The organism is Paenibacillus sp. FSL L8-0638, assembly GCF_038593075.1.
GTDB lineage: Bacteria > Bacillota > Bacilli > Paenibacillales > Paenibacillaceae > Paenibacillus > Paenibacillus polymyxa_D.
On sequence record NZ_CP151960.1, the window covers coordinates 2,598,103 to 2,610,514 of the forward strand.

At 40.6% G+C, this 12,412-nt stretch carries 8 protein-coding genes and 1 pseudogene; 7 read left to right on the forward strand and 2 right to left on the reverse strand.

The window, feature by feature from the left end:
* Positions 1-169 precede the first annotated feature (169 nt).
* The 5 genes from MKY35_RS11700 to MKY35_RS11720 all read left to right on the forward strand — a co-directional run bounded on the left by MKY35_RS11700 (position 170) and on the right by MKY35_RS11720 (position 7,363).
* The gene (locus MKY35_RS11700; RefSeq protein ID WP_342446449.1) at positions 170-1,402 is read left to right on the forward strand and encodes a WXG100 family type VII secretion target; all 1,233 of its coding nucleotides are present in this window, start codon (positions 170-172) and stop codon (positions 1,400-1,402) included.
* Positions 1,389-1,709 (forward strand): hypothetical protein, encoded by a 321-nt coding sequence (locus MKY35_RS11705; RefSeq protein ID WP_342446450.1) that lies wholly within the window; start codon positions 1,389-1,391, stop codon positions 1,707-1,709. Before MKY35_RS11700 ends, MKY35_RS11705 begins: the two co-directional genes overlap by 14 nt.
* 22 nt (positions 1,710-1,731) lie before the next feature.
* Complete coding sequence (locus MKY35_RS11710; RefSeq protein ID WP_342446451.1) at positions 1,732-2,067, forward strand: hypothetical protein; 336 nt, start codon at positions 1,732-1,734, stop codon at positions 2,065-2,067.
* A gap of 1,305 nt (positions 2,068-3,372) precedes the next feature.
* Entirely contained in the window at positions 3,373-5,268 is a 1,896-nt protein-coding gene (locus MKY35_RS11715) for a carbohydrate-binding protein (protein WP_069011167.1), read from the forward strand.
* 67 nt (positions 5,269-5,335) lie between these two features.
* Positions 5,336-7,363 (forward strand): family 43 glycosylhydrolase, encoded by a 2,028-nt coding sequence (locus tag MKY35_RS11720; protein ID WP_318628360.1) that lies wholly within the window; start codon positions 5,336-5,338, stop codon positions 7,361-7,363.
* 337 nt (positions 7,364-7,700) lie between these two features.
* On the opposite strand, the gene MKY35_RS11725 is transcribed toward MKY35_RS11720, so the two are convergent.
* Positions 7,701-8,813 carry an alpha/beta hydrolase gene (locus MKY35_RS11725; RefSeq protein WP_342446452.1) on the reverse strand — a complete coding sequence of 371 codons (1,113 nt, stop codon included), beginning with the start codon at positions 8,811-8,813 and terminating at the stop codon, positions 7,701-7,703.
* 146 nt (positions 8,814-8,959) lie between these two features.
* On the opposite strand from MKY35_RS11725, the gene MKY35_RS11730 reads away from it, so the two are divergent.
* On the forward strand, positions 8,960-9,535 hold the full coding sequence (locus MKY35_RS11730; RefSeq protein ID WP_342446453.1) for a TetR/AcrR family transcriptional regulator: 576 nt from the start codon (positions 8,960-8,962) through the stop codon (positions 9,533-9,535).
* A gap of 169 nt (positions 9,536-9,704) precedes the next feature.
* On the opposite strand, the pseudogene MKY35_RS11735 reads toward MKY35_RS11730, so the two are convergent.
* Positions 9,705-10,133, reverse strand: a pseudogene (locus MKY35_RS11735) (hypothetical protein).
* Between the two features lie 387 nt (positions 10,134-10,520).
* Here MKY35_RS11735 and MKY35_RS11740 point away from each other — a divergent pair.
* Positions 10,521-12,023, forward strand: a complete 1,503-nt coding sequence (locus tag MKY35_RS11740; RefSeq protein ID WP_322252606.1) for a dienelactone hydrolase — start codon at positions 10,521-10,523, stop codon at positions 12,021-12,023.
* The last annotated feature ends 389 nt before the right edge of the window (positions 12,024-12,412 follow it).

A 12,412-nucleotide genomic window follows, 5' to 3' on the forward strand; every position in this document is an offset into this window, starting at 1 on the left:
GCATTAGAAAGGTACTTCTTTATAATGAGGAGGAGCTGTATTTAATAAATATAAGTCAGAGGTCATAGGGATTAAGTCTTCTAATTCATATAACAATTAGTAATAAAGATGGTTTTCCATAAATTTGAATAATGTTATTATGTCTTAATGAACTCAACCGAGGTAAATTATGACAACAATTAAAGTGACACCTGAACAACTTATAACTGTCTCTAAGAAATTTGAGCTTGCGCAGCAAACGGCGATGCAAATGAATAGTCAGTTATCGCAGCAAATTTCGTTTATGGAACGATTTTGGGAGGGGATAACAAAGGAGCAATTCTATTATAGTTTCCAAACATCTCAGAAGAATATGGCTGACTTTGTTACACTAACAGATTCGATTGCTAGAGAACTACGGCAGCATGCAAATAAATTTAGATTAGCAGATATGATGGAGGATGGGAATCTAGACCCAGGTTGCTTGCCACCTCCACCGAATACTTGCGCAGTTCCTGTTGCAGATACACGAAATGCGCTCCAGAAATCGGCGGATAGCTTAATGGAGCTTGGTCAGGATTTTGTAGCAGCTAATTCAGAACGATATGAGAAAAAATTTGATTCAGTATGGAGCTTCCTAGATTATATGTCGTACGGCATTCCGAAGGGAATGTATCAAGGGTACATGGAACGGGCAGCTAAACAAAACGATTCATGGAATGACATGCTCAATTTCGGTACATTTGGAGTATCGGGCATGATTCAGGGAGCATTTAATCCCACAAATGCATGGTCAAAAGAACACTGGGCTAATATGATCGGTACAGCAGGATTATTTGGAGGAGTTAGTTCAGTAATCAAACCTAAGATTAGTTTGAAATCATCGGTTAAGTATGAGGGCGCAGTGGACTTACGACAAATTTCTTCGGACGGTTTGCGTAATGAATTGCCATTAACAGATGTCCAGAAAACGGAGATTATTCAGTATACTAAATCGTTGGATTTTCCCGAAGATAATATAATAATGAGTAGACCTGGTTTTTATGATGATTGGAATACAGGTATGATGTACGATAGATTTATTATAAATACAGATGTATTACCAGCAGAGCATACAGGAGTTGGAACCTTAAGTGCTAACTCACGTGTGTCAGCCAAGGCAACGATTGCACATGAAATTGTGGGACACTATGAGGCATATAAGGCAGGGAGAGCATTTGAATTATATGATGTTGCTCCAGATGCATTTAAAAGAAATTTTGCTCTAGATGAAGCCCAAGCTAGTATAAGAGCTGCAAGGTTCGCTCCCGATTTAACATCAATAGAAAGGATGACGCTACTGAGGGATGCCATAACCCGATTAAAAAACGTTGATTTGCGTATACGTGATGTTAAGGGAGAACTTTATATTGAAGAACGATAAAGGGGCAGCGTTTAAAATGGAAAAAATAATGGATGTTAGTTTAACTTTTGAGTCAAAAGATGAAGGTACAATTATATTAGGAACAAACAAAGGATTAGACCATTTAACCTACCCAGAAATAAAAAAAATCATAGGTGATAAAATTCTTATTAAAAATGCAGATCAAATTGAGACGGTATTAAGCGTTAGCTCTGTTCAAATTTCAACCTCAATGGCTGAAAGGAAAAATATTGGAATATGCATTGGCAAGTTATCATCTCCTGATCTTGTTCAAGTTGGGGCGAGTATTTACAGTTTGGAACATTAATTAATATCTGTTTAAAGGTGGAATGTATGAATATATTAAAAAAATTGAAGAAGGAAAATGTTCAATAGATGAGTTAGAAAATTTGCTAGAAGAAAAGAACCCCATAGTTTTATATCATGCAATGACACATATCGGAAAAGAAGGTATTCGTACAGAGGAAATATTTAGAAAATTAAATGGATTATCTTTAAAAAGGGAACATCAAGATAAGCTGATAGGTCATTATAAAGTAGGAGACTTAGCAATAGCTACTATGATAAAACTTGGAGAAAAAGAAGATGAGATGACTGGGTTTAAGATATTAGACGAATTTGAAAAAAAGATGGTTTTCCGTTTATTTGAAGAAATCGAATGGTAATGCCTCCTGTTCGTCTGAATGCACTTAATTCAAAACTTATTTCACCTCGAACCATGAGGAGAAATAAGTTTTTTTCATATCTAATGGAGGTGGACCAAATGAATAGAATACTTATTCAAGCTGTAGAGCGTTTGTATTCAATTCATTTTGAAAGTTTAGGTGTGTTGTTGAGGTCCAGAAGGCAAAAAGCAAACATCGTAGGTTTAGACAGGTAAAGACAATCGTTATCGATGCTAGTGCGCTTGGACTCCGTAACAATCTGTTTAATATTAAACCCAATTTCATTGAACACCTAAATATCCTTGATCTAAAAATGTTAGTGAAAACAGTTTGGCTTGGATCGTTGAATATGGTTACTGTTACGCATATCCGCGACTAAAAGAAAAGGATCGGGCATTAATGAGAGGGGATAAATGTTATTTATAGATTGAAGTTTGAATTGTAAGATAACTCATGATTGATGGCTATTCTGGTTAGAACTAGTCGCATAAAATGGCATGAATATAAGCTTCGCAACAGCCTGGAATTATTAGCATACTCCACAAGTTGCAAAGCTGTCGCCCAATTTGAACGATCTGTTAAAGGACAGAAGCCGACACTTCTTGTTGTCGATCTTGGAACTTGTTCCAAAGTGGCGTTTATGGTATTATATTCCTGGATATCGTTTTCCCGACTGCGTAGCCTAAAATTCGCTTCCACGCTTACTAACGACATAATATTCCTTTGTAATTTTGTAAAAGCTTTCAAAGTTCAACTCTAAAGTTAAAGTTTTCAATCGGTACGTGTAATGAAAAAGAAGGGAGGGGAATTTGGGAATACGATCGGTAGTTCGTTAATATACAGGGTTGCCTATGAACCAGACACTATATTTGAGCACCTTGAACTTTGGGGATTGACATTTGAGCACAAACAGCTCGAAGAGCACCATCTTGCATGAAGACGACTGTTATGGCTTGCCATCGGTGAATTAAGGCGCTGATATCCAAAAGAATGCCTGGAACCCGTGCAACGCAGTTTGCTGTATGTACCGTAACCAAGGTAATTATAAAAAGCTATTAACTGAAATTTATTGGGCGAAAATAAAAATGATGAACTGGCTAATTCGGCTTGATTCGAGTCCCCACCGTAAAAATGAAAGCGGTTACAAATTTAGAGGGGAGGCTATAATATCTGCTGAAAATGTTACAAGTCCAAGTTTCGGAGCACCAACCTTCAAATAGGATACAAAATTACTAATTAAATCTATGCATAGGCAATTTGTAAACTTTTAATAGACATAATATATAAAAATGGAGGAATATGTTTATGATTAAAAAATTTTCGGTGTTTTTATTAGCTTTTACATTATTGCTGAGTTGTTTACCAATGGTACCTGTACATGCTGCTAACAATGCAATTGCAAAGCTTCCAGGGAATTCTAATCCTCTTATGGACCATAAATTGGGCGCTGATCCCTATGCGTTGGTCTATGATGGAAGAGTCTATATCTATATGTCCAGCGATACGTATGTGTATAACAATGATGGCTCGATTAAAGACAATGACTTCAGCGGACTGGATCGCATCCAGGTCATCTCTTCCGCGGACATGGTGAACTGGACGGATCACGGTGCCATTCCGGTTGCCGGTGCGAACAACAAGAACAACGGCAGAGGCATTGCCAAGTGGGCCGGCAACTCCTGGGCTCCGGCCATTGCGCAAAAAAAAATCAATGGCAAAGATAAATTCTTTCTCTATTTTGCCAATGGTGGAGCCGGCATTGGCGTTCTGACCGCAGACACGCCGATCGGCCCTTGGACAGACCCCCTGGGCAGAGCTCTTGTGACACATAATACGCCGGGAATGGCTGGTGTAACCTGGCTTTTTGATCCGGCTGTGCTGGTGGATGATGATGGCACAGGGTACTTGTATAGCGGCGGCGGCATTCCGAACGAATCCGATCCGGCCTCCATTGCGAATCCGAAAACTGCCAGAGTCATCAAATTGGGCGCAGATATGACCAGCGTTATTGGGAGCGCTACCACCATTGATGCCCCGTACCTGTTTGAAGATTCGGGCCTTCATAAGTATAACGGAAAGTACTACTATTCCTACTGTATCAACTTTGCCGGGACACACCCGCCACAGTACCCTGCAGGTGAAATTGGCTACATGGTCAGCGACAGCCCGGTGGGTCCCTTTACTTATAAAGGGCATTTCCTGAAAAATCCGTATACGTTCTTCGGTGTGGGCGGCAACAACCATCACGCTGTATTTAACTTTAAGAATGAATGGTATGTGGTGTACCATGCCCAGACGGTCAGCAAGGCTCAAATTGGAGCTGGGAAAGGCTATCGCTCCCCGCATATTAATAAGCTGACGCATAATGGAGATGGAAGTATCGCTGAAGTGCAGGGGAATATGACAGGAATCGCTCAGTTCTCCAATCTGAATCCGTATACCAGAGTGGAAGCAGAGACCATGGCGTGGCAAGCGGGAGTCACAACCGAGCCTACTCAAGCCAGCGGCGGTCCCATTAGTAATCTGAATGTGACAAACGTACACAATGGAGATTGGATCGCTGTAGGAAATGCCGACTTTGGTAGCGGTGGAGCCAAGACGTTTAAAGCAAACATAGCATCCAATGCAGGCGGTAAAATAGAAATACGTCTGGACAGTGCAACGGGTCCTCTGGTTGGAACTCTTAATGTCAGTTCTACTGGAGGAACACAGACCTGGAAGGAAGTCGAAACCACTGTAAGCAATGCAACAGGAGTCCACAAGGTTTTCTTAGTGTTTACCGGAACAGGGACTGGTAACTTATTTAATATTGATTACTGGCAGTTTACACCCAATACTACTGGAACAAGGGTTGAAGCTGAGGATATGACTCTCGGTGGGACTTACGCTGGGAAGATCAGTTCTCCTTTCAATGGGGTCGCTTTATACGCCAATGATGATTATAGTGCATACACTCAGTATTTTGCCAACTCTACTCATAGTATTTCAGTCAGGGGTGCTTCGAATAACTCCAGTACCGCCAGAGTAGACTTGCAAATAGGAGGAACCACAGTTGGCTCCTTTTATTTTACGGGAACTACGCCGACGGTCCAAACCTTGTCTAATATCACCCATGTAACCGGAAATCAAGAGGTCAGACTGATCGTAACCACCGATAACGGTACTTGGGATGCCTATGTGGATTATTTACAATTTAATTAACTAAAACTAAAAGCTTTTGAACCTATCAAAGATTAGGGGCGATTCTAATATGTATAGGAGGATAAGTGTGCTTTTATTAGTTTTACCATTATTCATGAGTATGATGTCCAATACTTCTGTATTTGCAGCTACTACTTTTACAAATCCGTTTATACATGCTGATTCTCCAGACAACGATGTTATCAGGGTAGGTAATACTTTTTATATGACTAGCACGACCATGCACATGAACCCTGGAGTTCCGATCATGAAATCTTATGACCTCGTCAATTGGGAAATCGTAAATTATGTTTACGATACGTATGCCAACAATGACGCACAAAATCTTAACAACGGGCAGAACGAATATGGAAAAGGTTCGTGGGCAAGCAGCCTTAGATATTATAACGGCATCTACTATGTGTCCTTTGGCTCCAATTCTACCGGCAAAACATACATCTATCAAACCAGCAATATAGAAACTGGTCCATGGACATCATCAGTGCTTGACAACTATTATCATGACGCATCGCTGCTGTTTGATAATGGACGTGTATTCTTGGTTTATGGCAGTGATAATATCAGCATTATTGAGCTTACTGCAGATGCAAAGGCTATCAAGCCAGGGGGACTTAATCAGGTGATTATTTCCGCTGCCAGTAATATTGCCGGTTCCAGCTTCATAGTCAAGGCTGAAGGCGCGCACATACAAAAGATCAAGGGAATGTACTATATATTTCTTATATGCTGGCCATCGGGAGGCAACCGCACACAATTAACCTATCGTGCAAGTAGCTTGACAGGACCCTATACAGGTCAGGTGTCATTGAATGATTCAGGTATTGCACAGGGGGGAATTGTTGATACTCCTTCTGGCTCCTGGTATGCTATGCTGTTTAAAGACAGCGGAGCAATTGGACGTATGCCGTATCTTGTTCCGGTTACATGGTTAAATAATTGGCCGGTATTCGGTGTTAACGGTAAGGTTCCTCTTACGATGGATGTTCCTGTTGAAGGTTATCCCGAAAAGAAGGTCTATGCGTCTGATGAGTTTTCATCTTCTCAAGCCTCCAGTCAGCTTATTGCAAACGGTGGATTTGAAAATGCCACCATAAGCCCGTGGACGAATAATAACACTGCAATTGTTGCAGCAACCACTACAGACTATTACATCGGCTCAAAAAGCTTGTTTGTCAGCGGTAGACAACAAACAGCTGCTGGTCCAAGACAAGTAATTACCGGAAAAGTAACAGCCGGCGGAATGTATAATTTTTCTGCAAAGGTTAAATACACTGAAGGTCCTGCCACTAAGCAATTTAATTTTGGTATTCAGAATGGTCCAAGTTACACAGGTATATCGATTCTTGGGTCCACCACGCTAACCAAGGGCCAATGGGGCACAATTCAAGGAACATATACACTTCCGGCAGATGCCGACCTCTCACAAACGTTTATTTTCATTGAGACACCCTACAGTTCAACCCCAGACCCAACAAGTGATTTGATGAATTTCTATGTGGACGATGTTTCGTTTACAGGAACCTCGTCTTCTGAAGCGACTCTTAAAAAGGAGTGGCAATGGAACCACAATCCTGACAATACTCATTGGTCCCTTACACAGCGTCCTGGATTTATGAGAATGACTACAGGGAAAGTGAGTAAAAGTATTCTGGATGCCAGAAATACGCTTACCCAAAGGACATTTGGACCGAAAAGTACAGGAATCATTGCAATGGAAACAAGCGGGATGAAGGACGGAGACTATTCCGGTCTTGCAGCTTTTCAGGCTAATTATGGATTTGTAGGCATAAAGATGAACGGGACCTCCAAATCCATTGTTATGGTGAATGCCAGCTCTGGAGCAATGACTGAAGTGGCAAGTGTCCCTTTCACCCAGAACAGAGTATATCTTAAGCTTATATGTGATTTTACAAATCAGATGGATAAAGCATATTTCTACTACAGTCTTAACGGCACAAATTGGACGGCTATAGGCAACACACTTCCGATGTCATATACAATCCCTCACTTTATGGGATACCGTTTTGCTTTGTTCAATTATGCTACTAAATCAACGGGTGGTTTTGTTGATTTTGATTATTTAAACTTGCAGTGACAAACAAGAGGGTTTGAAGCTGTGGACTTAACTCCCTGGATCTATCATATGTTAAATAATGGAAATTAAGGGCCGATAGACATCTAAGTTCGTTTCTTGCGTTCCTTCAAGGTTCTTCGGTTCGAAAATCTAACCATGCTAGGCCGCATGAATTGAAAAGCTCAGAGGAAATTACGGACTTCTCCATTGAGATAACAGGGGGAAATGAATGGACTAAACCGACTCCATAATTGGAGTCGGTTTTTACTTGCCAATGGGATAACAACGATTGAAGCTATGGAACTACGATTTTTTGATGGGCATGTTGCGTATAAAAAAATATATATATTTACAGTTGTTATAGGAACTTCTTCATTTCATTAAATGCTAACTCCCTGTGACCTGCTTGGCAGTGTTGCTCGCCACCTGTTTCTTTAGTAAATACTTTGGTTGTAATGGAAGCAGCATTGATTAATTCTTGTTGGATTTGAGCGAGTCGGCTAATAGGTACGTATTGATCATCTTCTCCAGCTAGTAAAAGAACATCTTGATTAATGAATGCCCCAATGCCGTGCATCGTGTGCTTTTCGAAATTTTTAATGAGATCAAAAGGCGTTGCTTCACCGGTGTTTTCCATCCCTTTGGTAATCTTCCAATGCAAATCAATATTGTGAGTCATCATCTGTTCGAATAATGAATTCACTTGATCTACTTCATTACGTTCGACTAGCTGCACTATGCTTTGGTAAGTTTCTTCTGGCATTCCCATTTTTAAGGCATCTAAACCACAATAGAAAATGTTAAAAGCAACTACTTTATCGATTCTCTTTTCGAAGGCTGCTGCACGCATAGCTAAATAACCTCCCCAAGAAGCGCCTATGAGACTTACACGATCTAATTTGAAATAATCAATCACCGTTGATATGGGCTTTTCCCAGTTGTGAATGAATTTTAGGCCGTTTTTTAATGCAGTTCCTTGGCCTGGACCATCAAATACAATAATATTGTAGTTAATTCCCTTCATGAATTTCATCATTTTAAGCATCTCTTCCATGTAAGAATCATACCCACCAAAGACAAGTAATGTCTTCGTAGCTCCAGGCGCTAACAATTTTACAGCAGGAAGATAGGAGTCTTCATAGGGAATCTTGTAGGATTCATAATCAAAATCATGAAAGCCTTTATAGAATGTTTCTCTATATTTTTGATACATTTTTTCTTTATTGAGGTCTGTGGTTGCAAGATAAAATTCTGCTGCTTGATAGTAGACTGAGGCTAAGTCATAGTCCTTGCTGTCTTCGCGTTTCTTTGCAAAATTGAGCCAAGCTTCATACCAGCTATGGGTGTCGTTTAATTTCGGAATCATTTTTTCCAAGTCAGCTTGTGCTCGATCATCTTCTTGATAATAATCATTGATAAAACGATTGATTTGAAGATTGAACTGTTCGTTATTGACATAGGATTTAAACATATATTGTCCTCCTTCAATTTGGGTATGTGCTTACTATAGAGTATAGTTACTACATAAAAAATAATTAGTATCGCATAATCTGTAAGATATCTTACATGTTATATATGAAGTGTTCGAAAACTTACACATAAGGAGCAAGTGGTTAAATGAATGAAGATATCAGAATTTATAAAACAAAAATAGCTATTGAGCGTGCTTTCATTGAATTACTCCAACAACATGATTTTAAAGATATTACGATCAAAAAAATCTGTGATCAATCTCTTATCGGACGTTCTACCTTTTATAGTCATTATTTGGATAAGTACGACTTGCTAGAAAAAATAGTTAAACGGTATGCTTCTGATTTTAAAGTTGAGGTTGAACATCGTTTTGAAGCAATGGAAGAGGGGAAGGTAGCAAATGCCATAGAACTTGTAACCGATCAAATGATTAGAAATAAGCTCGAAATTTCAACATTGTTAACCGCTCATGAAGTATCCGCTGATTTACGTAAAGAATTTGAACAAATTTTGTTTAGTACTTGCTTAGCTTATTTAAAGCAACAGAATTCTTCAACTTCGATCGCATTAGAGTATTTAGCTGAACTATATGCTGCTAACTCAATGACGTCTATTCAGTGGGTTTTAAAAAATGGCAAAGATGCTAATATCATTCTTCTTTTAGATCAAATGCAAGAATATATTTTTAATCAGTTAAAGTCTGATCTATATACAAGTTAGCACGCGTGGAGTGATTTTTTTATGACCGATAAATCATCAATGGGTTGCAGAAATAAACTTTAAAGAAGGGGTTGAAGGGAGGAAACAGTAGAAGAATTGAAGCATTGGTTCAATTCTTCTACGCTAACAACATCGTTTCACGAAAAGGTGGCTTGCTGGAACTTTAACTTTATAATCCTTTGGTAAGTCCTAATATCTGATCATTCACATGTACATTACTTAATCCCCCGTGATAACAAACTACGGATGCAATGTCGAGATCTAATGAGAGACGAGCTGCACCCATATCCGGTGTGGTCGGGACATGAATCCCCCACCAGAATCCCGTTTACACTGTACATCGAATCCCCGGCAATAAGAGTCTTACTTTGCCTTTCGAGGGATCCCAAGGTGACTATCTTTTAAAAGTGGGATCTCCCCTTGAATATACGGCTTATCCAGTTCGTGTGCATAGACTTTAATATGATTGCCACACTCCTGCAAAATCTCAGGAAGACTTCCTATAAGATCCACATCTTGATGCGTCAAAATCACAGCTTTTAGTTTGTCGAACGACACGTCTTAGCTAAAGCATTTCTACTCCCTGTGAAATTTCCATAATATCGGACTTCACGAACACGAATTTTTGTTACATTGCCGTGGACTGCATCACGTACATATTCCGTATATTGTGTTTGAGTCGCAGAAATTGGTTTCGAGACACCAACAAGTAAATGCAACGTTGCATCATAGGTGTACGTTGTTGGTACACCCAACACGTCAACAGCGCTTGTGATACTACCATAGTCGTTATAAGTCTGTGATGTATTAAGCACATACTTATTGGTATTTTCTGATTCATCCTTGGTTTTACGAGTCTTCCAATACCGCAAGATCGAATTACAAAATTGTTAGGTTGATGTAAGGCAAATCGATAGCTTAGGCCAGCCTGGCAGGATAAGATTAGAACAAACGAAAATAGAAATTTTTTGAAAGGAGAATCGAGATGAGGCTGTTTGAACTGTTGCTTTTATTGTCAAACATCGGCTTATTTGCATTAACCGTACTATTAAAAAAAGGACGGCGTAGAATTCCAGTATTCGTTGCAAGCGGGATTGCCACACTTTTACTGGTCATTCATTGGACGGTGGAAGGATACAGAGTTCAGCTATTTTTCCCATATTGCATAACGATCATTTTTTTAGCCATTTCAGGTTATAGCTATTTTAAGAAAACCGGCCCAAAAAAAATTCCACGATTCATGTTGGGTTCAGCTTATACCGCTATAGCAATAATGCTGGTCGCAACAGCGGGCCTCATGTATGCTTTTCCTGTATTTAAACTACCTGAACCGACAGGCGAATTTAAGGTAGGAACGCAAACTTTTCATTTCGTGGATACAAATAGGGAAGAGATTTTCGACGAAGCCAGAGAGGGGAAGAGAGAATTGATGGTTCAGGTCTGGTATCCGGCTCAAGCTAGCACCGGCAAGTACGCTCCCTTTATTCCCGATACCCAGATTTTACGTTATATGGCCGCAGACTATGGCCTTCCCGAGTTTACGTTTCAACACCTGAAGTACGTATCCAGTCATGCTTATTCGGGGGCCGAAGTCTCCTCGGTACAGACTTCATACCCGCTGATCCTTGCGAATCCCGGCAACGGCTCTTCCAGGTTCCTCCACACGTCGCAAGCCGAAAATCTCGCGAGTCATGGATATATCGTGGCAGTGATCGACCACACCTACAATACATTTGCAACCGAGTTTCCGGACGGTCGAATCACGACCAGCACAACCAACGACTTATTCTCGCCCGACCATGATTACCAGACGAGTAGAGGAAATCGCGACAAGTTGGGAAAAGTTTTAACCGGCGATGTGGCGTTTGCGTTGGACCAATTCGAGCTCATCCAATCGGGGTTGATTCCAAGTCATCTAAAAGGGAGGATTGATCTCGGTCATGTCGGGACGTTCGGTCATTCCATCGGCGGAGCGACGGCCTATGACGCTTCTTATGATCCGCGAATCACGGCTGGAATAGACCTTGATGGAGGGCTTTATCGACTGCGTGACAGAGAGGGTCTACGAAAGCCGTTTTTGTTCATCAACTCGGAAAGCTATTTCGAAAAATTGAAAATGGTGATGGATAACCGGGTCTACACGGATGCAGAGCTTAACCGTATGGGATCAACAAGAGAGTGGGAGGATCAAGTAACGGAAGATAAAAAGTTGGAGCTTGAACGGATGCGCGAAACGGTCGACGAAGGAGGACAAGTCCTCTATATCGAAAATACGGAGCATTTGAATTTTACCGACGTACAGTTCATTTCTCCGATTTTCAAAATGCTGGGCATTACAGGAAAGATTGCGCCCGAAAGAGCGAACTCCGTTATCAATGCCTATATGCTGGATTTCTTCGATAGGTATCTGAAAAATCAAGGCGGAATCTTAATGAAAGGACCGGATAACCGCTTTCCGGAGGTGAAGTTCGTAACCTCGCTATTATAAATTACGGAACAGAGTACCGATTTTGATATGCTCCCCTTCAAGTAGACAGGTTTAATAAATAAACCGCTGCTTGAAGGGGAGTTTTATTTTGTCTAAGAAAAACGAATACAATGCGATTGAGAAACTAGCCATCATACAGGAGTTAAAAGCAGGACAGAGCAGCCGTGTGGAAGTAGCAAAAAAACATAACACAGCGTTACCACCTTAGTGAAGTGGCGACATCGCTATGAGTTGTACGGAATTGAGGGGGAAGGTTTCCTCCGGATAAGAAGATTTGTGGATGCTCGCCGCCACGTGTCTTCTGGTAATCGTAGATGACCGCCAGCGCTACACCGTGTCCGGTGCGATACGTGCTACTACGTTTGTTTTAATGGCTGTTAAATTTCTTA

Bases quoted from the DNA above. Each gene is read 5' to 3' on its own strand.
- MKY35_RS11725 (WP_342446452.1), bottom strand. From the start codon at position 8,813: ATGTTTAAATCCTATGTCAATAACGAACAGTTCAATCTTCAAATCAAT.
- MKY35_RS11740 (WP_322252606.1), top strand. From the start codon at position 10,521: ATGAGGCTGTTTGAACTGTTGCTTTTATTGTCAAACATCGGCTTATTT.
- MKY35_RS11700 (WP_342446449.1), top strand. From the start codon at position 170: ATGACAACAATTAAAGTGACACCTGAACAACTTATAACTGTCTCTAAG.
- MKY35_RS11710 (WP_342446451.1), top strand. From the start codon at position 1,732: ATGTATGAATATATTAAAAAAATTGAAGAAGGAAAATGTTCAATAGAT.
- MKY35_RS11715 (WP_069011167.1), top strand. From the start codon at position 3,373: ATGATTAAAAAATTTTCGGTGTTTTTATTAGCTTTTACATTATTGCTG.
- MKY35_RS11730 (WP_342446453.1), top strand. From the start codon at position 8,960: ATGAATGAAGATATCAGAATTTATAAAACAAAAATAGCTATTGAGCGT.